Origin of the sequence: Nonomuraea sp. NPDC049750, assembly GCF_040659625.1 — a bacterium.
Lineage (GTDB): Bacteria > Actinomycetota > Actinomycetes > Streptosporangiales > Streptosporangiaceae > Nonomuraea.
The window spans coordinates 533,943-554,503 of record NZ_JBFANB010000004.1 but is presented as its reverse complement, the minus strand read 5'-3'; the positions used below and the strand labels follow the sequence as shown (position 1 = coordinate 554,503).

General features: G+C 68.6%; 18 protein-coding genes and 1 riboswitch. Of the genes, 12 read left to right on the top strand and 6 right to left on the bottom strand.

Going from position 1 to position 20,561, the window contains the following annotated elements:
- The first annotated feature begins 25 nt into the window (after window positions 1–25).
- Together AB0J16_RS14405 and AB0J16_RS14400 are read left to right on the top strand one after the other, a co-directional pair.
- Window positions 26–1,222, top strand: a complete 1,197-nt coding sequence (locus tag AB0J16_RS14405) for a histidine kinase (RefSeq protein WP_358538586.1) — start codon at window positions 26–28, stop codon at window positions 1,220–1,222.
- Window positions 1,219–1,881, top strand: coding sequence for a response regulator transcription factor (locus AB0J16_RS14400; RefSeq protein WP_358538584.1), 663 nt, complete (start codon window positions 1,219–1,221; stop codon window positions 1,879–1,881). Before AB0J16_RS14405 ends, AB0J16_RS14400 begins: the two co-directional genes overlap by 4 nt.
- Here the strand turns inward: AB0J16_RS14400 and AB0J16_RS14395 are convergent.
- The gene (locus AB0J16_RS14395; RefSeq protein WP_358538581.1) at window positions 1,856–2,932 is read right to left on the bottom strand and encodes a phosphotransferase family protein; all 1,077 of its coding nucleotides are present in this window, start codon (window positions 2,930–2,932) and stop codon (window positions 1,856–1,858) included. The genes AB0J16_RS14400 and AB0J16_RS14395 overlap by 26 nt on opposite strands.
- Before the next feature lie 198 nt (window positions 2,933–3,130).
- On the opposite strand from AB0J16_RS14395, the gene AB0J16_RS14390 reads away from it, so the two are divergent.
- From AB0J16_RS14390 to AB0J16_RS14365, 6 genes are all read left to right on the top strand, one after another.
- A complete protein-coding gene (locus AB0J16_RS14390) occupies window positions 3,131–4,408 on the top strand; it encodes an NYN domain-containing protein (protein WP_358538579.1) in 1,278 nt (425 codons plus the stop codon).
- Window positions 4,409–4,492: 84 nt separating this feature from the next.
- On the top strand, window positions 4,493–5,467 hold the full coding sequence (locus tag AB0J16_RS14385; RefSeq protein ID WP_358538576.1) for an NlpC/P60 family protein: 975 nt from the start codon (window positions 4,493–4,495) through the stop codon (window positions 5,465–5,467).
- Between the two features lie 794 nt (window positions 5,468–6,261).
- A riboswitch (cyclic di-AMP (ydaO/yuaA leader) is annotated at window positions 6,262–6,420 on the top strand.
- A 73-nt stretch (window positions 6,421–6,493) separates the two neighbouring features.
- A complete protein-coding gene (locus AB0J16_RS14380; RefSeq protein WP_358538574.1) occupies window positions 6,494–7,009 on the top strand; it encodes a C40 family peptidase in 516 nt (171 codons plus the stop codon).
- Window positions 7,010–7,227: 218 nt separating this feature from the next.
- Window positions 7,228–8,223, top strand: coding sequence for a hypothetical protein (locus AB0J16_RS14375; protein WP_358538572.1), 996 nt, complete (start codon window positions 7,228–7,230; stop codon window positions 8,221–8,223).
- 11 nt (window positions 8,224–8,234) lie between these two features.
- Window positions 8,235–9,689 (top strand): M48 family metallopeptidase, encoded by a 1,455-nt coding sequence (locus AB0J16_RS14370; protein ID WP_358538570.1) that lies wholly within the window; start codon window positions 8,235–8,237, stop codon window positions 9,687–9,689.
- Window positions 9,686–10,771: a glycosyltransferase family 4 protein gene (locus AB0J16_RS14365; RefSeq protein ID WP_358538568.1), complete on the top strand. Its 1,086-nt coding sequence runs from the start codon at window positions 9,686–9,688 to the stop codon at window positions 10,769–10,771. The genes AB0J16_RS14370 and AB0J16_RS14365 overlap by 4 nt, the downstream gene beginning before the upstream one ends.
- On the opposite strand, the gene AB0J16_RS14360 is transcribed toward AB0J16_RS14365, so the two are convergent.
- From AB0J16_RS14360 to AB0J16_RS14350, 3 genes are read right to left on the bottom strand one after another with little or no spacing between them, the layout of a single operon-like run.
- Complete coding sequence (locus tag AB0J16_RS14360) at window positions 10,768–11,685, bottom strand: carbohydrate ABC transporter permease (RefSeq protein WP_358538565.1); 918 nt, start codon at window positions 11,683–11,685, stop codon at window positions 10,768–10,770. The two genes, AB0J16_RS14365 and AB0J16_RS14360, sit on opposite strands and share 4 nt — an antisense overlap.
- Complete coding sequence (locus AB0J16_RS14355; RefSeq protein WP_358538562.1) at window positions 11,682–12,554, bottom strand: sugar ABC transporter permease; 873 nt, start codon at window positions 12,552–12,554, stop codon at window positions 11,682–11,684. Before AB0J16_RS14355 ends, AB0J16_RS14360 begins: the two co-directional genes overlap by 4 nt.
- Complete coding sequence (locus tag AB0J16_RS14350; RefSeq protein WP_358538560.1) at window positions 12,554–13,843, bottom strand: ABC transporter substrate-binding protein; 1,290 nt, start codon at window positions 13,841–13,843, stop codon at window positions 12,554–12,556. The genes AB0J16_RS14355 and AB0J16_RS14350 overlap by 1 nt, the downstream gene beginning before the upstream one ends.
- 236 nt (window positions 13,844–14,079) lie before the next feature.
- Between AB0J16_RS14350 and AB0J16_RS14345 the strand changes: the two genes are divergently transcribed.
- From AB0J16_RS14345 to AB0J16_RS14330, 4 genes are all read left to right on the top strand, one after another.
- Window positions 14,080–14,847 (top strand): DeoR/GlpR family DNA-binding transcription regulator, encoded by a 768-nt coding sequence (locus AB0J16_RS14345; RefSeq protein WP_358538558.1) that lies wholly within the window; start codon window positions 14,080–14,082, stop codon window positions 14,845–14,847.
- A 182-nt stretch (window positions 14,848–15,029) separates the two neighbouring features.
- Window positions 15,030–16,343 carry an extracellular solute-binding protein gene (locus AB0J16_RS14340; RefSeq protein ID WP_358538556.1) on the top strand — a complete coding sequence of 438 codons (1,314 nt, stop codon included), beginning with the start codon at window positions 15,030–15,032 and terminating at the stop codon, window positions 16,341–16,343.
- Window positions 16,344–16,420: 77 nt separating this feature from the next.
- A complete protein-coding gene (locus tag AB0J16_RS14335) occupies window positions 16,421–17,371 on the top strand; it encodes a sugar ABC transporter permease (protein WP_358538554.1) in 951 nt (316 codons plus the stop codon).
- Entirely contained in the window at window positions 17,371–18,198 is an 828-nt protein-coding gene (locus AB0J16_RS14330; protein WP_357945026.1) for a carbohydrate ABC transporter permease, read from the top strand. The genes AB0J16_RS14335 and AB0J16_RS14330 overlap by 1 nt, the downstream gene beginning before the upstream one ends.
- Window positions 18,199–18,246: 48 nt before the next feature.
- Here AB0J16_RS14330 and AB0J16_RS14325 read toward each other — a convergent pair whose 3' ends face one another.
- On the bottom strand, window positions 18,247–18,576 hold the full coding sequence (locus AB0J16_RS14325; RefSeq protein WP_358538552.1) for a hypothetical protein: 330 nt from the start codon (window positions 18,574–18,576) through the stop codon (window positions 18,247–18,249).
- Between the two features lie 142 nt (window positions 18,577–18,718).
- Window positions 18,719–20,485: an AMP-dependent synthetase/ligase gene (locus AB0J16_RS14320; RefSeq protein ID WP_358538549.1), complete on the bottom strand. Its 1,767-nt coding sequence runs from the start codon at window positions 20,483–20,485 to the stop codon at window positions 18,719–18,721.
- Window positions 20,486–20,561: the final 76 nt, after the last annotated feature.

The window sequence follows — 20,561 nt, the reverse complement described above, 5'->3', positions numbered from 1 at the left end:
CGGGCAGGCTCTAACCTCGTGGAACGTGACGGAATACCGGTGGCTGCTGCCCTCGGTCCTGCTGGGGGACGGCGTCGAGCGGCGTCCGGTGCGGCGCTCGACCCGCGATTGGATCGTCGACGTCCTGATGTTCCTGGCCGCCTGCGGGCTGGCTCTGCTGAGCATGCCGGACCTGGAGGGGCAGCCGACGCCCGTGGTGGCGATCGAGCAGGTGGTCGGCGCGCTGGCCTGCGCGGCGGTGTGGTTGCGCCGCAGGTGGCCGGTCGGGCTGGCGCTGGTGACCACGGTGCTGTCGATCTATCTGTCGCTGGTGGGCGGGCCCGCGGTCGTCGCCCTGTTCACGGTGGCGGTGCACCGGCCGTTCAAGATCTCCGGGCCGATCGTGCTGCTCGGCATCCTGACGCTGATTCCGTTCTCCATGCTCAGGCCCGACAAGGAGCTGGGCCTGCTGGGGCAGAACGTCTTCGGGGCGACCATCGTGCTGACCGTGTTCGCCTGGGGCATCGTGGTCCGGGCCAGGCGGCAGCTCGTCTGGTCGCTCAGGCAGCGCGCCGACAGCGCGGCGGAGGAGGCCAAGCGGCTCGAACGCGAGCGGATCGCCAGGGAGATGCACGACGTGCTCGCGCACCGCATCTCCATGCTCAGCCTGCACGCGGGCGCGCTGGAGTTCCGGCCGGACGCGCCCGCCGAGGAGATCGCCAGGGCCGCCGGGGCGATCAGGAACAGCGCCCACCACGCGCTGCAGGACCTGCGCGAGGTGATCGGCGTGCTGCGCCACTCGGCGCCCGCGTCCGGTAACCCCGTCCCCGACCGCCCGCAGCCCACGCTGGCCGACCTGCCCCCGCTGATCGAGGAGTGCCATGAGGCGGGCATGGAGGTGGACCTCGCGCTCGACGCCGGTGACGCGCCGGAGGGGCTGGGCCGCAACGTCTACCGCATCGTCCAGGAGGCGCTCACGAATGCGCGCAAGCACGCGAGCGGCGCTCCCGTGACGGTCACCGTCGCCGGCGGTCCGGGGGCGGGCCTGACGGCCGAGGTCCGCAACCCGCTTCGGGCACGCCAGAGCACGCGCATCCCCGGAGCCGGCGCCGGGCTCATCGGCCTGACCGAGCGGGCCCAGCTCGCGGGCGGGCGACTCGAACACGGCGCGACCCGCGAAGGCGACTTCCTGGTGCGCGCCTGGTTACCTTGGCCGGTGGAGACTTCCCAGGAGGACGCATGACCGCGCCGATCCGCGTGCTGATCGTCGACGACGACGCCCTGGTGCGAGCCGGACTGTCGATGATCCTCGGCGGGACGGGCGACATCGAGATCGTGGCCGAGGCGGGCGACGGCTCGGAGGTGCCGCCGCTGATCGCCGCGCACCGGCCCGACGTGGTGCTGATGGACATCCGGATGCCCGACGTTGACGGGCTCACCGCGACGGAGGCCCTGCGCGCCGCCGAGTCGCCGCCCGAGGTGGTGGTGCTGACCACCTTCCATGCCGACGCCCAGGTGGTGCGGGCGCTGCGCGCGGGGGCGGCGGGGTTCCTGCTGAAGGACATCCCGCCGCGCGAGCTGGTCGAGGCGATCCGGAAGGTGGCGGCCGGCGAGCCGATCCTGTCGCCCGCCGTGACCCGCCAGCTCATCACGCACGTCTCCGAGGACGGCGGCGGCACGGGCCGGCGTACGGACAGGGCCCGCGACCTGCTGGCCAAGCTCAGTGAGCGCGAGCGCGACGTGGCGCTGGCCGTCGGCCAGGGGAAGTCGAACGCCGCCATCGGCCGCGAGCTCTACATGAGCGTGGCCACGGTCAAGGCGCACGTCTCGCGGATCCTCACCAAGCTGAACCTCAACAACCGGGTGCAGATCGCGCTCACGGTGTACGACGCCAGCCTTTGAGCATCCGCTCGATCGTGGCCCGGTGCAGCACCAGGTCGTCGGGGTCGTCCGGCATGGGCTGCTCGCCGAAGTGGATCCGGCGCTGCCACACCCTGGCCATGATGGCCCCGTGCCGCAGCGCCGCGTACATCTCGTAGAACTCCATGTCCCGCACCTGATAACCCGTCAGCTCTCGATATTTCCCGCAAACGTCGTCGCGTCGCATGAAGTCGGGAATTCCGGGCATGCCGATGGCCTCGGTAATGTCCTGGAAGAAACGGTGCAGGAAGATCATCCATGCCAGATCGAGCTCGCGCGGCCCCACCGCGGCCATCTCCCAGTCGAACACCGCCACCGGCATGAAGTCGCGATACATCACGTTCCCGATGCGGGCGTCGCCCCAGCAGAGCACGTCGGGCCCGGGGTCGCGCGGCCAGTGCGCCTCCAGCCAGTCGAAGCCCCGCTCCAGCAGCGGGATCCGCGTCCCGCCGTGCGCCCACTCGTAATAGGCGCGCTGCCCGTCCACGTGGCGGCGCAGCCCGCCCTCCGGGAGTACGGCCAGGTCCCGCTCGGTGAACGGGGCGTCGTGCAGCGCGGCCACGATCGCCACTGTCGCGTCCTGCAGCCGGCGCCGATCGTCCGGCGCCGCGTCGAGCATCCAGCCTTCGAATGTGTACGGCAGGACGTCGGGCGGTACGTCGCCATCCTCCCGTTCCATGATGAAAAAGGGAGTGCCCAGTGGGTCGGGGTCTGGCTCGAACCAGAGGGCCCTGGGTGCTGGAATTCCAGCTTTCTCCCTGGCCGAGCGCATGATCTCGAACTGGGCCCGCAGATCGTAGGAAGGGAAGACGGGCACCGCTTCCTGGGCGGGCGCCATCCTGGCCACGCACCGGACGCGCTCTCCGGGCCAGGACGCGGTGAAGAAGAGCGTTTCGCTGGACATGCCGTTCTCCATCGGCCTCGACAGCTCGGACACCGTCACCGGCCGGTCAACTCGCCCGCTGAGCCAGATTCCCAGCCGATCGTGCAGTTCCTCCAGGTCACGGGTGGAGGTGCGCATCTCGTCCGTCACGGTGGGCCTCCTGGATGAACACCGGGTGAACGCGGTTCCCGGCCCAGTCGTATACCCCTAACAAGCGCTTGTCCATATCCGACCTGCCGTTACGGACAGGTACACGACAGCCGTACCCTTGTCTGAAAGGGCATGTCACGAAGGGACCGTGGGATGAGTTCAGCGGGTGAAGGTCTGTCTCGCCCGCTTCCCGAGCAGGTGAGACTCAACGTCGTCGATCTGGCGGCGCAGGTCCTCGGGTCCATGCCCGCTGCCACGATTCCGCCGCCGCTGCGCGGCATCGCCAAGTTCGACCCGCGCAAGCGCGCCAAACTGGGCAGCGCGCCCATCGCCGCCCAGCTGGAGAACGACAAAGAGTTCCGCGAGGTGGTCGCCGAGTCGGTGGCCGCCGGATGGCCCGAGCTCGTCGCCTCGCTGATCGAGGGCAACGTGCCACCCGCCGCCGACCCCGTGCTGGTGGCCGCCGCGGCCTATCTGACGCGACCCGTCGGCTGGGCGGAGATGGTCGAGGCCGCCCGGGTCGATCTCGAGCAGTCGGCGGTCGCGGCCGAGGGGACCGAGCGCGAAGAGGTGGTGACCCGGCTGCGCGAGCAGCTCGCCGCCCAGAAGAGCGCCGCCAAGGACGAGTCCGACCGGCTTCGCGAGCAGCTCAGGGCGGCCCGCGCCGAGAACTCCGACCTGCGCCGCAAGCTCCACGAGGCCCGCGAGCGGAGCAAGGCGGCCGTGCGCCGCGCCGAGGAGATGGAGCACGCGGCCGACGACGCCAAGTCCGCCGCCACGGCCGCGGGCAGCGCGGGCGAGTCCGAGCTGCGCCGGCTCCGCGAGCGGCTGGCCGATGTGGAGAAGCAGCTCGAAGCCTCGCGCCGGGCCGCGCGTGAGGGCAGGAGCATCGAGGACGCCCGCGTCAGGGTGCTGCTCGACGCGCTCCAGGACGCCTCCGCCGGGCTGCGCAGGGAGCTGGCCCTGCCCACCATGATCAGCAGGCCCGCCGACTCGGTGGCCGCGCTCACGGGCGAGCGCCCCGGTGTCAGGGGCGTGCCCGCCCGCGCGCTGGCCGACGACGACCCGCAGCTGCTCGACCAGCTGCTCGCGCTGCCGCAGGTGCACCTGATCATCGACGGCTACAACGTGACCAAGACCGGCTACGGCACGCTGACCCTGGCCGACCAGCGCAACCGGCTGATGACCGGCCTCGGCGGGCTGGTCGCGCAGACCAGGGTCGAGGTGACCGTGGTCTTCGACGGCGCCGAGCTCAACGCACCCGTCCAGGTGGTGGCGCCGCGCGGCGTGCGGGTGCTCTTCAGCGCGCCCGGCGAGATCGCCGACGACCTGATCCGCCAGCTCGTCCGCGCCGAGCCGCCCGGCCGGGCCATGGCGGTGGTCTCCTCCGACCGCGAGGTGGCCGAGTCCGTCCGGCGCATGGGAGCCAGACCGGTTCCGTCGGCTCTGCTGCTGCGCAGGCTGGGCCGCGCGTAGATTACGAATCGGTTGTTAGGGTGAAAGCACACCCGCCACTTCTGTACCATTTCGCCCCAGATATATTCCCCTGGAGGCGACACTGTGAGGTTTGGCCGGGCGCCACTGGCCGCGGGACTCGCGATCGGGCTGCTGCTTTTCCCCACAAGCGAGGCACTGGCCGCGCCGAAGCCCACGATCAAACAGGCGAAAGCCAAGCTCAAGAAGCTGAACGACCAGGCCGACAAGGTCGTCGACCGCTACAACACGGCGACCGAGAAGTACAAGGCGGCCCAAGGCGAGTACGGAAAGCTGAACGCCAGCTACAAGCGCAAGCTTGAGACGGTCGCCACGCTGCGCGCCCAGGTCATCGACATGGCCGTCGACACCTACACGCGCGGCCCCGACTCCACCTCCTGGCCCACGATGATCGGCCAGCCGGATCCCACGGGCCTGCTGGGCAGCATGGCGCTCGCGGGGCAGCTCTCGGAGGAGAAGGTGGCGCGGCTGGCGGCCTTCGATCGCGAGAACCGCGGGCTCAAGGACGAACGCGACAAGGCCGAGGCGGCCCTGCGGGCGGCCGACAAGGAGCGCGACGGGGTCGAGAATGAGCGCTCGGAGGTCCGCAAGCTGATCGCGAAGCAGAAGAAGCTGCTGGACAAGCTCGGCGCCTACAAGACCGGTGACCCCAACAGCACCGGCATCAAGTACACCGGCTCGGCCTCCGGCAACGCGGCCGCGGTGCTCAGGTTCGCCTACGCGCAGGTGGGCAAGCCGTACGTGTTCGGCGGCACGGGACCGCGCGGCTGGGACTGCTCGGGCCTCACGCAGGCGTCGTGGCGCGCTGGGGGCGTGTCTCTGCCCCGGACCACGTGGCAGCAGTGGGCCTGGGGGTCGGCCCGCAAGGTGGATCTGAAGGACCTGCAGCCGGGCGACCTGATCTTCAGCTCGGGTCTTGGGCACGTCAGCATTTATGCGGGCAACGGGCAGATCGTGCACGCCCCCCAAACCGGCGACGTGGTCAAGGTGGTCACCCTCTCCTCCTACGGCGGCACCCTGGTCGGAGCTATCCGCCCGTAGGTTGTTCTGGGGGGAAAGCGCTGATTTTCTGTACGGCAAGCACGGTGAGCCCCATGCGCCGTCCGTGGCTGGGCTCTGTCCAGGGACACGCTCCTCCGGTGGGGCGCGCTGGGCGCCGTGACGTGCGTCCTCTTGACCCGGTCCGTGGCTTCAGGTGGCCATGGACCGGATGGTCCGCCGATGGACGCTTGGCGGTCCACGCGGGGCTCCCCGGCTTGGTGGTCAACGAACTCGGCCCGGTGGCCAGCGGGCTTCGACCGGCTGTTCAGCGGGCTCCGGTCGCTTGTTCAGCGGAACCCGACCGGCCGTTCAACTGGCCCCGATTTGCTGGTCACCCGACCTCGGCGCGCAGGCCGATGCCGCTGGCGCCGGGTCGGCTGAACGCTGCTCGAACGCCTTCGGCGGGTGAGGACGATCATTGGTCTCGGCCCGTCGGCGATCCTCGCGTTGCCCACTTCCGCGCATTGGCCGGCACCATTCACTGCCTTGCGCGTTGTCGGCGGGACCAGTGTGACAAGAGTGACAAATGGGACCTGACAGATCACTGTGTCGTCAAGTGTGAGAAGGGTCACATTTGAATAACATAACCCGGCGCTCCAGCTGCGGTTGGGGACTTTACTGACACCTCTGAGTGATCCTGACAACCCCATGACGGCTTTGCCAGCTCGTTACTCAAGGGCGTAGCTTCTGGCGTCGCGGCGAACAAGCCATGGCGTCGCGACTCTCCATCGGGTCCCCGATGTGGACAGATAAGAAATCCGTTAGGTCACCGCCTTTCCACATTGTCATTACGTGGCGGTGGCCTGCCGAGTCCGTGCAGCCAGGAGGCACGGAGCCGGGGACCCAGCGATCCCGCCCCAGGGATCAGGGGTGAATCGGCGCGTATTGCGCCGTAGGGCGACTTCCAGGCCCGAATCCGTCAGCTAACCCGGTAGGCGTTCGTGGAAGCTCCAAGGAGAAATCCTGTCTACCTCCCCCAGTAACCCCCGTCTGTCCCGCATTGCCCTGAGTGGCGCAGCGCTCACGATGACCGTGACGGCCGGAGGTTTGGTCCTCCCTGCCCCGACAGCGCAGGCGGCGACAACGCGAGATGCGGCCGAAGTTTCCGGGACCAATACAGCGGCGAAAGCCGTCAGGTCCGTGAAGAAGGTCGCGCAACAGACAGCGGTCGCTCGGCAAAAGGTGAAGGCCCGTACGGCCGTCGCCGTGGCCAAGGACCAGATCGGTGACCCGTACAGTTACGGGGCCACAGGACCTGGTTCCTTCGACTGCTCCGGTCTCGTCCAGTACGCCTGGAAGAAGGCCGGCGTCAAGATCCCGCGCGTGACGAACAGCCAGTTCGCCCGCATCAAGAAGAAGGTCTCCTGGAAGAATCTGAAGCCAGGTGACCTGATGTTCTTCTATGGGCTCGGCCATGTGGGCATGTATGTCGGCAACGGCAAGATGGTCCATTCGCCGAGGACGGGTTCGACGGTGCGCGTCGAGAAGCTCAACAAATGGCGCAAGGCGTCGTTCGTGGGCGCGGTGCGTCCCGGCCTGTAAGTCCGGCCTGATCTGGCCTGCAAGACCGTCACGAAGGTCCCGTCCCAGCTGGGACGGGACCTTCGCGCGTTCCGGGCCTTTCCGCGACGACGGGCCGGCGCTTTCCGCGACGAGGAGCCGGGTCTCTCCGCGACGAGGAGCGGGGTCTCTCGACGACGACGTCCCGGGTCTCTGCGCGACGGCCGGTCCGCAGCGCGGGGCGACTACGATCGGGGAACGTGTCCGTGCAGGTGAGCCGCCGAGTCTTGGGGGTGGGGGTGCTGCTCCTGGCCCTCGCCTCGGCCAGCGCCGCCCCGCACCGGTCTCCGGGGACGGACGGCCCCTCGGCAGCGGTTCGCGACCTGTCGACCGGTGGGCCCGATCAGTCTGCGACGGATCGCGGCCGGCCGTCCGGTGGGCCCGATCGGCCCGCGACGGATCGCGATCTTCCCTTCGGCAGCCCCGATCAGTCCGCGACCGGCCACAACCCGGCGGCCGGTGATCGCGAGCTTCCGGCGGAGGCGCGGAGGCTCTGGGAGGACGGCTCCGAGGTCGTACGAGGTGTGCGTTCGGTCGTCGTCGGTCAGCGCGCGGCACCCGAGTCGCTTCGTGATCTGGCGCGCCGGGCCGATGCCGCCGGGTCGCGGGTCTCCGCCGTGCTCGGACGCCCCGTTCAAGCCGTGGTGCTCGTGCCCGGTTCGGCGGCCGAGGCTGCTCGGGTGGCCGGGGTGGGGAGTGTCGACGGGCTGGCGGCGGTGGCCGATGGCGGGAGAGTGGTCGTGGTGCCCGAGAACTTCGCCCGGCTGACCCCCACCGGGCGGGACGTCGTGCTCACTCACGAGCTCACCCACGTCGCGGCCGGGACGAAGCGGTTGCCGGTGTGGCTCTATGAGGGGTTCGCCGACTACGTGGGCTACCGGGACGCGGGGTTGCCGGTCCGGGTGGCCGCCGCCGAGTTGGCCGCCGAGGTGCGGGCCGGGCACTTGCCGGGCGAATTGCCAGGGCCTGCGGCATTCGCACCATCCAGCCGGGAGCCCGCACGCCTGGCACGGGCCTACCAGGAGGCGTGGCTGGCGTGTCGCTTCATCGCCGCGCGGTTCGGTGAGGGAACTCTGGTGAGGCTCTACCGTGATGCCCAGACGGGTGGCATCGACCGGGGGCTCACCAGGCTCGGGCTCTCGGCAGGGACGCTGACGGCACGGTGGCGCGACTACGTGCGGGACCAGCTTGCGTAAGGGGAACGCGGATGGACGATCTGCAGGGCACCGACGACATGCCGCCTGACGACGACGCATCAAGCGAGTCCGCCACCTCAGGCGAGGGCGCCGCGCCGGACGGCCATGCCGCGCCGGACGGCCATGCCGCGCCGGACGGCCATGCCGCGGCAGACGACCGTGCCGCGCCAAGTGACCGCGCCGTGTCCAGCGGCTGGGTCGCGGACGGTGGGGACGTCGGGTTCGGCCGGGCCGGTGCCGGTTGGGCGCTGGTCGTGCTCGGTGCGGTGATCCTGGCCGTGGTGGCGTTCACGACGCCCTGGCGGGTGATGCCCTCGGGCGCCCCCACGGTGACGCCGGACCCGGCGCGCGACTTCAGTGCCGCCGAGGTCGCCAGGGCCGCCGCCTTCGACGCGGCCACGAGCCTGCCCGGATACCTGTCGCTCGGGCTGACAGTGCTGTTCGCGGGGCTGCTCGTGCTCACGCCATTTGGGGCCAAGGTGCTGGGTAAGTTGCGCGGGCCGTGGTGGGTGCGGGTTGTGCTCGGGGTGGTGGTGCTGACCGCGATCGTCGAGGCGATCAGGTGGCCCCTGGGCATCTGGTACGAGGTGCAGTTGCGCGACTACGGCCTGTCCACGCAGGACTGGGCCGGCTGGACCGGCGACCGGCTCAAGAGCCTGGCCGTGAGCGTGGTGCTGCAGTCCATCATGGTGCTGGTCGTGGTGGCGCTGGCCAGGTGGCTGCGGCGCTGGTGGATCCCGGCCGCCGCGGGCGCGTTCGCGTTCACCTTGGTGGCCTCGTTCGTCTATCCGGTCGTGTTCGAGCCGCTGTTCAACGACTTCCGCCCGATGCCGGGGGGCGCGCTCAGGGCGAACCTGATGATGCTGGCCGAGCGCGCCCATGTCCCGGTCGAGGACGTGCTGATCGCCGACGCCTCCCGCCGGACGAACGCGCTCAACGCCTACGTCTCGGGCTTCGGCGCCACGCGCCGGATCGTCGTGTACGACACGCTGCTGCGGGCCCCGCAGTCCGAGGTCGAGCTGGTCGTGGCGCACGAGCTGGGCCACGCCAAGTACGGGGACGTGCTGGTCGGCACGCTGGTGGGCGGGCTGGGCGCCGCGTTCGGCGCGATCCTGCTGTTCCTGCTGCTGGGCATGCTGCGGCGGCGCACGGGCATCGCCTCGGCGGCCGATCCACGGGCGGTGGGAGTGATCATGGGCTTGATGAGCCTGGCAACGGTCATCTCAGGACCGGCCCAGAACGTGGTCAGCCGCCACATCGAGGCCCGCGCCGACCTCCACGCCCTGAACCTCACGAAGGACCCGGCCACCTTCATCTCCATGCAGAAACGCCTGGCAATCACCAATATTTCCGACTTGTCGCCGGATCCGGTGGAGTACGTCCTCTACGCATCACACCCCACCGGCCCCCAACGCATCGCCATGGCCCGAGAGTGGGCCGCGCTGAACGGCCAGCAACAGCCGTGACCGGCGTGCTCATCGTCACGAACGACTTCCCGCCCCGGCCGGGCGGCATCCAGTCGTTCGTGCACGGGCTGGCCCTGCGCACCCCAGGTGTGGCTGTCTACGCTCCGGCCTGGGAGGGGTGCGCGGAGTTCGACCGCCGCCAGCCGTACCGGATCGTCCGGCACCCCACCTCGCTCATGCTGCCGACCCCGGCGGTCGCCCGCCGGGCGACCCGGCTGCTGGCCGAGCAGCGGGCGGACACCGTGGTGTTCGGCTCGGCGGCCCCGCTGGGCCTGCTCGCGCCGGGGTTACGGGCGGCCGGCGCGCGGCGCGTGGTGATGCTCACCCACGGCCACGAGGCGTCGTGGGCGAGCGCGCCGCTGTTCCGCGGGGCGCTGCGCAGGATCGGCGCGCACGCCGACGTGGTGACCTACCTCGGCGAGTACACGCGCGCCCGGCTGGCCGCGGCGATCTCGCCGGCCAAGCTGGTACGGCTGGCGCCGGGCGTGGACACCGGCCAGTTCCACCCGGACGCGGCCAAGGCCGAGCTCGGGCTGGCCGGACGGCCGGTGGTGATCTGCGTGTCGAGGCTGGTGCCGCGCAAGGGCCAGGACCAGCTCATCAGGGCCTGGCCCCGGGTGCTGCGGGCGGTGCCGGAGTCGGTGCTGCTGTTCGTGGGCGGCGGGCCGTACCGCAAGAGGCTGGAGAAGCTGGCGCGGGGGCAGGAGTCCGTCCGCTTCACCGGCACGGTCCCGGCGGGGAGCCTGGCCGGCTACTACGCCGCCGCCGATGTGTTCGCGATGCCGTGCCGTACCCGGCTGGGCGGCGTCGACGTCGAGGGGCTGGGGATCGTGTTCCTGGAGGCGTCGGCGACCGGCCTGCCGGTCGTCGCGGGCGCGTCCGGCGGCGCCCCGGACGCGGTACGGCACGGCGAGACCGGCCTCGTCGTCGACGGCACCGACGTGGCGGAGGTCGCCGCGGCCCTGATCGAGCTGCTCGGCGACCCCGAGCGGGCCCGGAAGATGGGTGCCCGGGGCCGTGACTGGATCGCCGGCGAGTGGACCTGGGACCTGGTCGCCGCCCGCTTCCACGCGCTTCTCTAGCCCTTGGTGGCCCCCAGGGTGAGTCCGGCGACGAACTGCTTGTGCAGCATCTGGAAGACGATCAGCGTCGGCAGCGCGACCAGCATCGAGCCGGCCGCCAGCAGGTTGTAGTCGGTGAAGAACTGGCCACGCAGGTTGTTCAGGGCCGAGGTGACGGGCAGTTTGTCGCCCGACGACATCAGCACCAGCGCCCACAGGAAGTCGTTGTACATGAAGGTGAACTCCAGCGTGGCCAGCGCCGCCAGCACCGGGCGGCACAGCGGCAGCGTGAGCTGCCAGTAACGGCGCCACACGCTCGCTCCGTCGACCAGCGCCGCCTCGGTGATCTCCTCCGGGATCGTGCGCATGAAGTTCGACATGACGAACACGCAGAAGCCGAACTGGAACGCCACGTGCACCAGGATCAGCCCGAGGTAGGAGTCGTACAGCGACTGCGAGTCCGACAGCCACGTGGGCAGCGGCACGAGCGTGTAGAGGGTGTAGAGCGGGGTGATGAGCACCTGCGGTGGCAGCAGGTTGCCCGCCGTGAACGTGATCAGCAGCGCTTTGCGCCCCGGAATGCGCAGCCGCGCGATCGCGAACGCGGTGAACGACGCCATGAACAGCGTGATCAGCACGCCGGGGATCACGATGATCAGCGTGTTGAGGTAGTAGCGGGGCAGGTCGGCCTGGCTCCACGCCTGCCCGTAGTAGTCCAGCGTCAGGTGCTCGGGCAGTGAGAAGTACCCCAGCCGCGCGGTCTCGTCGTACGGGCGCAGCGAGGCGTAGAGCGCCAGCGCGAGCGGCAGGACCCAGCCCAGCGCCACCAGGCCGAGGAAGACGTGCAGCAGGATCCGCAGCGGACGCGCCCGGCGGCGTACCGGCTCCCGGTGGTCCTGGACCGGGGGCGTGGTGGTGGGCGCGGTGAGCGTCATCGTTCCTCCCTGAACAGCTGCGACAGGTAGGTGACGATGAACCCGAGCGTGATCACCAGCAGGATCACCGCGATGGCCGAGCCGAACCCGATGCGGCTCGCCTCGCCCACGATGTTCTCGGTGACCAGCACCGACAGCAGCTCCAGCCCGTTCCTGCCCTTGTTGATGGCGTAGACGATGTCGAAGGCGCGCAGTGCCTCGATGACCGTGATCACCAGCACGATCACGTTGACCGGGCGCAGCGTCGGGAACACCACCCGGAAGAACGCCTGCGCCTCGTTGGCCCCGTCGATCGCGGCCGCCTCCTTGAGCGCGGGATCGACAGCTTTCAGCCCGGCCAGGTAGATGATCATCACGTACCCGACGTGCCGCCAGCCGGCCGCCACCATGACCACCCAGATGTTGATCGACCGGTCGCCCAGCCAGTCCACGGTCAGCCCGGTCACCGCGTTCAGCACGCCGTAGTCGGAGGAGTAGACGAGCTGCGCGATGAACCCCACGACGGCCAGCGACAGCACGACCGGCGTGTACAGCGCGCTCTGGTACACGCGCGACAGCCGCAGCCGCCGGTCCAGCAGCACCGCGCAGAACAATCCGAACGGCGTGGCGACCAGGCCGAGGAAGCCCAGCCAGAGCACGTTGTTGCGGATGGCCGACCAGAACGGCGGATAGTCGTTGACCAGGTCGGTGTAGTTCCGGCCGCCCACCCACTCCATCGGCTTGATGCCGTTCCAGTCGGTGCCCGACAGCCCGATGGAGGCCAGCGTGGGCCCCCAGATGAGGCCCACGTTGACGATGATGGCCACCCCCAGCCCGATGACCAGGATGGTCACGTCGCGGGCGGAGTAGCGACGGGTCTTGGTGGTCATCAGCGGAAGATGTTGGTCTTCTGCTTCTCGATGCTCGCCAGCAAGGAGTCGATCTCGTTCGGCTTGCCGACGAACGACTGCAGCGACGGGATCATCACGGTCGAGGCGAAGTCGGGCCGGGTGTCACGGTCGAGGAACTGGGCCAGGTGCGTCGCCTTGGACACCAGTTCGGCGCCGCGCTTCTGCAGCGTGCTGTAACCGCTGGTGTCGGCCTTGGAGCTGGCTGCCAGGGTGCCCGGGTCCAGCTTGGTGGCGATGTTCTGCGAGCTGCCTTGGGCCAGGTGCTTGAGCACGGCCTTGGCTCCGTCGACGTTCTTGGCCTTGCCCGAGATCATGTAGCCGTCGATCGGCGCGTCGATGGAGTCGGTGCCGTAGGTCGGATTGATCTCGGGGAAGGTGAAGAAGTCGATGTCGTCGCGCTCGTTCTCCGGGAACTGCTGGGCGACGAACATGCCGAGCAGGTACATGCCGGTCTTCTTCTGCTGCAGCGCCTGCCCGGCCTCCTGCCAGGTACGGCCCAGCGCGGCGGGCTGGTGATACTCCATCAGTCCGCGCCAGGTGTCGAAGACCTGCTTGACCCTGGGGTCGGTCCACGACTCCTTGCCGCCCATGAGCGAGATGTGGAAGTCGTAGCCGTTCGTCCGCATGTTGATGATGTCGAACGTGCCCATCGCGGGCCAGCCGTCCTTGTCGGCGAACCCGATCGGGATCAGCCCGTCGGCCTTCATCTTCTTGGCCAGCGCGGTGAACTCGTCCAGCGTCTTGGGCGGCTCGTAGCCCTTCTCCTGCCACACGCTCTTGCGATAGAAGACGGCCCACGGATAGTACGTGAACGGCACGAAGTACTGCTTGCCGTCGGTGCCCGTCGAGGCGGCCTTGAAGGCGGGTGTGTAGTCGCTCCCGATTTCCTGCCACACGTCCGAAATGTCCGTCGCGAGTCCCTGCTCGGCGAAGAACTGCATGCGATATCCGGCGAACCAGGTGAAGACATCGTCAGGCGTGCCTTTGAGGTAGCGGTTGATGTTCTCCTGGAACGTGTTGTGGTCCACGGTATTGATCTTCACCTGGGCCTGGGTGAAGCCCTTTAACACGGTTTCGAGGGACTTCTTGGGGATTTCGTCCGAAGCGTTGGAGCCGAACGTGACCGTGCCCAGGTTTCCGGACGACTTACCACCCGGGGGCGCGGCGGGCTGGCTGGAGCCGCAGCCGGCCAGGACGGCCGGGACGCCGAAGGTGGCGGCCGCGCCGAGCAGCAGGTTGCGACGGGAGATCGGCAGACGTTGGACCATGGTGGTTCCTCCTTGCCAGGACCCTCACATTCCCCCGAATTCGCTCGATTTCCTTCAGAGAAGAGCACACTCAACCAGCTGTCAACGCACGATTTGATGTCATTTCCTTAACGTCGAACGCCGTCACGAACCACCACAACCGAGCACGGGCCTTGAAATCCGCAGGTGGCGTGTCATGATGCGTCCGAATGGCATGTCTGGAAATGTCGGGAAACTGTTGGGAACTGGGTGATGCGATGCTCGCCGTCCAGCGACAGCAGACGATTCTGGAGCTCGTACGGCTGAACGGCGCCGTCAAGGTGGTCGACCTGGTGCGCGAGTTCGGCGTCTCGGACATCACGATCCGCCGCGACCTCGAACTGCTGGCCGAGCGGGGGCTGCTGGCCAAGGTGCACGGCGGTGCGACCGTCATCGGCGCCGGCTCGACCGACGAGCCCGGCTTCGCCGCCAAGTCGGTCCAGCAGGAGGACGAGAAGCTGGTCATCGCCCGCCGCGCCGCCGAGATGGTGTCCCCGGGCACCGCCGTGGCGCTCTCGGCCGGGACCACGACCTGGACGCTCGCCCACCAGTTGGTGAACACGCCCGGCCTGACCGTGGTGACCAACTCGGTGCGGATCGCCGACGTCTTCCAGCACGGAGGGCGGCCGGACCAGACGGTGGTGCTGACGGGCGGCGTGCGTACCCCCTCGGACGCCCTTGTCGGCCCGGTGGCGGTGGCCGCGATCCGGCTGCTCAACGTGGACGTGCTGTTCCTGGGCGTGCACGGGATGACCACGCGGGCCGGGTTCACCACGCCGAACATGATGGAGGCCGAGACCGACCGCGCCCTGGTCGAGGCCGCGAGCAGCCTGGTCGTGCTGGCCGATCACACCAAGTGGGGGACCGTGGGCATCAGCACGATCGCCCGGCTCAGCGAGGCCGACGTGGTGATCTCCGACGGCGGGCTGCCCGAGACGGCCAGGACCGCGCTGTCCGAGCAGGCGGGCGAGCTGGTCATCGTTTGATCTTGACCGGGTCGGGCATTGGCGGTCTCCGCATACCAATCCGATCACATGGCATGCGCCGAGCCGGAGTGATCCTACCTTTCTGTGGGATCAACCCTTATGTTGGCAGTGCTTAGCTGTTACCCCTAGTAATGATCCTACCTATTCACGCGCATCATTTCGTGCTCCCATCGAATGATCGGATGAGTGAGAAGGGTGGCACAGTGAACAAGCTGTTCGCGGCTGGGGCGATGACACTCGCCGTCGCGCTCGCGCTTAGTGCCTGCTCAAGCAATTCGCCCAGTGGGGACCAGTCTTCGGCGCCCGCTTCTGGCGGCAAACAGAAGGTCTCCTTCCTGGTGTTCCCCTCGCCGAACTTGCCGGAGTCGTACTGGAAGGCTCAGGTCGATCTGGTGACCAAGGCCAACCCTGACCTGGAGGTGGAGCTGGTCGCCGCGCCTTCGGAGTCCGAGCGCAACGACTACGCCAAGCAACTGGCCGCTTCTGGGCAGCTGCCTGACGTACAGATCGGCATGCAGGACCTGATCGCCCTGGAGCCCAGCCTGGCCACGTGGACGCCGGAGGAGCTCAAGGACTTCCTCTGCCCGACCTGCGGCGCGGTCAACGGGAAGATCCTCCAGTTGCCGACCAACACGCAGACGATCCCGAACGTCTACTACAGCAAGAAGCTGTTCCAGAAGGCCGGCATCGCCGAGCCGCCGAAGACCTACGCCGACCTGCTGGCCGACGCCGAGAAGCTGAAGGCCGAGGGCATCACCCCGTTCGTGTCGGGCGGCGTGTTCGTCACCTCCCAGCCGTGGACCGCCATCCTGGCCACGGACCTGTACGCCAAGACGCCCGACTGGATGACCAAGCGGCGCAACGGTGAGGTGAAGTTCGCCACCGACCCGGCCATGAAGGCCGCCGCGCAGAAGTTCACCGACCTGGCCGCCAAGGGCTACCTCGACAAGCGGCAGATCGGGCAGGACTACCCCAAGACGCAGGAGGCCTTCCTCGGCGGCAAGGGCGCGATGTATCCGATGGGCAGCTGGTTCGCCGCCGCGGCCGACGCCTCGCCCATGAAGGACGACATCGGGGTCTTCGCCTGGCCCGGCGACGACGGCGCCCTGCACATGCCGACCTTCACCGGCGGCGGGCTGTCCGTCAGCGCGACGGCCAAGAACATGGCCGCGGCCAAGAAGTTCGCGCTGGCCTTCCAGCTCACCAAGGAGAACCTGGACGCCTCGGTCAAGGCCGACGCGCTCTTCCCGGCGATCAAGGGCTACACGCCGCCGTCGGACACGGGCCCGGTGTTCAAGGCCGTCTACGACCTGTGGCAGAAGGCGCTGAACGAGAAGGCGACCGTCCCCGCGTTCAGCTGGGAGGCCGGAGACACGGCGATGCTGCCGGGCATGCAGGGCAAGTTCTGGTCCACGGCGCAGGACCTGGTCAGCGGCAAGAAGACGGTCGACCAGGCACTGGCCTTCCTCGACACCGAGTGGGAGAAATCCGGCTGATCCGGCGGGGCGGGCCGCCGAGCGCCCGCCCCTCGATCTGACCGGGATCCGATTCCGACCAGGAGGGGTCTGGCCTGATGGCCGCTGGCACCACCATCCACCATCACAAGCCCGGCCACGCGCAGGCCCGAGTACGCCGGCGACGGCCGGGCGGCAAAGGGGCCGGGCTGTGGCATTTCCTGTCCTTCGCCGCGCCCGGCACGCTCATCTACCTCTGCCTCGTCGTGCTGCCGATCACGCTCAGCTTCGGCTACAGCCTGACCGACCAGGCATTGCTGCGGCCCAAGACGCACTTCGTCGGACTGCGCAACTACCAGTTGCTCCTGCAGGACGAGACGTTCCTGCAGTCGCTGCGGGTGACCACGATCCTCACGCTGATCGTCGTCATCGTGCCGAACGTCCTGGGCGTCGCCATCGCGGTGCTCCTCGACCGCCGCGGCTGGCTGTACAACGCGCTGCGCAGCGTCTTCTTCACCCCGATGGTGATCAGCTCCGTGGTCATCAGCGTCATCTGGACACGCATCCTCGCCGACGACGGGCCGATCAACCAGGCGCTCAGGGCGCTGGGCGTCAGTGAGCCGCCGGGCTGGCTGTCCGACCCGGACATCGCGCTCTATTCGCTGTCGTCGATCGTCTGCTGGCAGATGCTCGGATTCTGCGTGGTCGTCTATCTCGCCGGGCTGCAGGGCGTACCCCAGGAGCTGGCCGAGGCGGCGGCGATCGACGGCGCGGGTCCGGTGCGCAGGTTCTGGAGCGTCACCTGGCCGCTGCTGGCGCCCGCGCTCACCATCAACACGGTCGTCCTGCTGATCTCCGCGTTCAAGATCTTCGACCACGTGAAGGTGATCACCAACGGCGGTCCCGGCACGGGGACGACCGCGAGCGTGGCGCTCGTCATCCTGCAGGAGGGGTTCGTGGAGAACCGCACCGGCTACGCCTCGGCGGAGGCCGTCGTCATGCTGATCGTCATCGCGCTGCTGTCGGTGATCACGCTACGCGTGCTGGGGCGCAGGGAGGTGCAGCTCTGATGCGATCCACCGTGCCGTGGCTGCGCCCGCTGGTCGCGCTGGTCGTCGGCGGGGTGTTCTTCATCCCTCTGTACATCGCGCTGATCAACGTCTTCAAGGAGAGCCGGCAGGTCGCCAGTGGCGCCATGTCACTGCCGATCCCGCCCACCTTCGACAACCTGATCCGGGTGCTGACCAGCCCGGACAGCCTCTTCTGGTCGTCGCTGCGGACCAGTGTCCTGGTCACCTCACTGTCGATCATCATCCTGACGGTGCTGTCGGCCATGCTCGGCCACTACCTGGCCAGGCAGAACACCTGGTGGTCCCGAGTGATCATGGTCCTGCTGCTGTGCGGGCTGATGATCCCGCCGCAGGTGATCCTGATCCCGATCACACAGGTGCTCAAGGCGCTCGGGCTGATGTCGACGCTGCAGGGCCTCGTGCTCTTCAACGTCGGCTACTACGTGCCGTTCGGGGTCTTCGTCTTCTCCGGCTTCATGAAGGGCGTGCCGCGGGAGCTGGAGGAGGCCGCGGCCATCGACGGGGCCACGCGGTGGCAGACGTTCTGGAAGATCGTCTTCCCGTTGCTGCGCCCGGCGACGGCCAGCGTGCTGATCTTCCTCGGGGTGTGGATCTGGAACGACTTCCTCAATCCGCTGATCATCTATGGGCCGCGCGAGGGTACGACGATCATGACGGGCATCTACAAGTCGCTCGGGCAGTACGCGGCGGACTTCGGCGGGATGTTCGCGCTCATGTTCCTGGCCACGCTGCCGATCCTGGTGTTCTACCTGTTGCTGCAGAAGCAGTTCGTCAAGGGGCTCACGGGGGGAGCGACGAAGGGCTGACACGCGAACGGCCCCCGGCGTGGTGCCGGGGGCCGTTCGCGTGGCTGGTTAGTTGACGTCGAGCTTGCGCTGGATGGCGATGAGGATGTGCATCATCTCCGTCTGGGTCTGCTGCATCGACGCCTGTCCGGCCTGGAGCTCGTCTATTGACGCCTGCATGGAGGTGACCTTGGTGTCCAGAGCGGTGACCTTGGCGTCCAGGACGGCGACCTTGCCGTCCAGAACGGTGACCTTGCCGTCCAGTGTCTTGACCCGGTCCGCGACGCCGTTGATGCGTTCGGTGAGCTGCTGGCCCATCTCCATCTGGTCGGCCCCTATCCGGACGAATTCGTTCTCGATGCTGCCGATGAACTGCATCCCCGCTTCCTTGATGCTCACCGTTATCTCCCCTACCTTTGAAGGTAGGGACCGGGGATGTATCAGATCTCCGGTCCCGATTGCTGTCTCAGGCTAGCGGGGTGGCGTCAAGAGCGTCCAGAGAACCTGGGACAACGAGTAGTGATTTCTATACCCAGCGTAGTCATTTGTACAGTGCGTCCACATCCTTGGCGAAGTCCCGCATCACCACGCTGCGCTTGATCTTCAGAGTCGGCGTCAGGTGCCCGCTGTCCTCGGTGATGTCCACATCCAGGATGACGAACTTCTTGATCTGCTCCGGCTTCGACACCGTCAGATTGGCCGTGTCGACGGCCTTCTGGACCTCCGCCAGCACCCGCGGATCCGTGCAAAGCTCACTCAGCGTAGCCGTCGGCAGGCCGTTGACCGACTTCCAGTGGTCCAGCGCCTCCGGGTCCAGGGTGATCAGCGTCGCCACGAAGGGCCGCCCGTCGCCGACGATCATGGCCTGGGAGATCAGCGGGTGCGCTCGGAGCGCGTCCTCCAGCGGGCCGGGGGCGACGTTCTTGCCCGCCGCCGTCACCAGGATCTCCTTCTTGCGTCCCGTGATGCGCAGGTAGCCGTCGGCGTCGAGCTCGCCCACGTCGCCCGTGTGGTACCAGCCGTCGGCGTCGATCGCCTCGGCCGTCGCCTGGTCGTTGTGCCAGTAGCCGTGGAAGACGTGGCGGCCCTTGGCCAGGATCTCGCCGTCGTCGGCGATGCGGATCGACACGCCGGGCAGCGGCTTGCCGACCGTGCCGATCTTGTTGGCGCCCGGCATGTTGACCGAGCAGGGGGCCGAGGTCTCGGTCAGGCCGTAGCCCTCGAACACCTCGATGCCGACGCCCCTGAAGAAGTGGCCGAGCCGGTCGCCGAGGGCCGAGCCGCCGCACACCGCCGCCGTCAACCGGCCGCCCGTGGCCGTGCGCAGCTTGCCGTACACCAGCCGGTCGAACAGGGCGTGCCGCAGGCGCAGGCCCAGGCCCGCGCCGCCGGAGCTCTCGGCCTTGCTCCACGCGACGGCGGTGTCGGCGGCGCGGGCGAAGATCGCGCCCTTGCCGCCGGCGATGGCCCGCTGCTCGGCGCCGTTGTAGACCTTCTCGAACACGCGGGGCACGCCGAGCAGGAACGTCGGCTGGAACTCGGCCAGGTCCGGGGCCACGTTCTTCATGTTCGGGGTGTGGGCCAGGATCGCGCCCGCCTCGATGATGGCGACCTGGATCATGCGGGCGAAGATGTGCGCGAGCGGCAGAAACAGCAGCGCCGCCGGCGACTTGCCGACGAAGAGCGCCTCCAGAGGGCCCGCCACCACGTTGCGGGCGGTGAACAGCAGGTTGTCGTGCGTGATCCGGCAGCCCTTGGGCCGGCCGGTGGTGCCGGAGGTGTAGACGACCGTGGCCAGGTCGGCCGAGCCGACCCCGGCGCGCCGCTCCTCGAAGACGGCGTCCGTCACCTCGGAGCCGTCAAGGGTCTCGTCGACGCGCCAGATCGGCTTCAGGTCCGGCGCGGCCTCGCGCACGGTCTCCTCGTGCCCGTCGAGCTCGACGAACACCGCCTTGGCCGCGCTGTCGGACAGGATCCACTTGACCTGCTCGACCGCCGACGTCTCGTAGATCGGCACGGTGACCGCGCCGATCGACCAGATCGCGTAGTCGATCAGCGTCCACTCGTAGCGGGTACGCGACATGAGCGCGACCCGGTCACCGTGCTCGATGCCCGCCGCGATCAGCGCCTTGGCCAGCTCGACCACCTGGTCGCGGAACTCGGAGGCGGTGACGGCGGGCCAGCCGCCGTCCTGCTTGCGCCGCATGACGACCGCGCCGGGCTCCTGTTCGGCCCGCCTGAAGACCGTGTCGGGCAGGCTCGCGGAGGCAGGTACGTCGACCAGCACCGGGACGCTGTACTCGCGCACGGAATCAACTCCTGTTCGGGGGGACCGCCTGGACGCTATCGCGTTGAATTACCCACGGGTAGGGGTCATTCTCACG

What these genes read in the sequence shown, in the direction of transcription:
- AB0J16_RS14380 (WP_358538574.1), top strand. Translation starts at nt 6,494, where the DNA reads ATGACCGTGACGGCCGGAGGTTTGGTCCTCCCTGCCCCGACAGCGCAG.
- AB0J16_RS14370 (WP_358538570.1), top strand. Translation starts at nt 8,235, where the DNA reads ATGGACGATCTGCAGGGCACCGACGACATGCCGCCTGACGACGACGCA.
- AB0J16_RS14355 (WP_358538562.1), bottom strand. Translation starts at nt 12,554, where the DNA reads ATGACCACCAAGACCCGTCGCTACTCCGCCCGCGACGTGACCATCCTG.
- AB0J16_RS14400 (WP_358538584.1), top strand. Translation starts at nt 1,219, where the DNA reads ATGACCGCGCCGATCCGCGTGCTGATCGTCGACGACGACGCCCTGGTG.
- AB0J16_RS14330 (WP_357945026.1), top strand. Translation starts at nt 17,371, where the DNA reads ATGCGATCCACCGTGCCGTGGCTGCGCCCGCTGGTCGCGCTGGTCGTC.
- AB0J16_RS14335 (WP_358538554.1), top strand. Translation starts at nt 16,421, where the DNA reads ATGGCCGCTGGCACCACCATCCACCATCACAAGCCCGGCCACGCGCAG.
- AB0J16_RS14340 (WP_358538556.1), top strand. Translation starts at nt 15,030, where the DNA reads ATGAGTGAGAAGGGTGGCACAGTGAACAAGCTGTTCGCGGCTGGGGCG.
- AB0J16_RS14350 (WP_358538560.1), bottom strand. Translation starts at nt 13,843, where the DNA reads ATGGTCCAACGTCTGCCGATCTCCCGTCGCAACCTGCTGCTCGGCGCG.
- AB0J16_RS14360 (WP_358538565.1), bottom strand. Translation starts at nt 11,685, where the DNA reads ATGACGCTCACCGCGCCCACCACCACGCCCCCGGTCCAGGACCACCGG.
- AB0J16_RS14345 (WP_358538558.1), top strand. Translation starts at nt 14,080, where the DNA reads ATGCTCGCCGTCCAGCGACAGCAGACGATTCTGGAGCTCGTACGGCTG.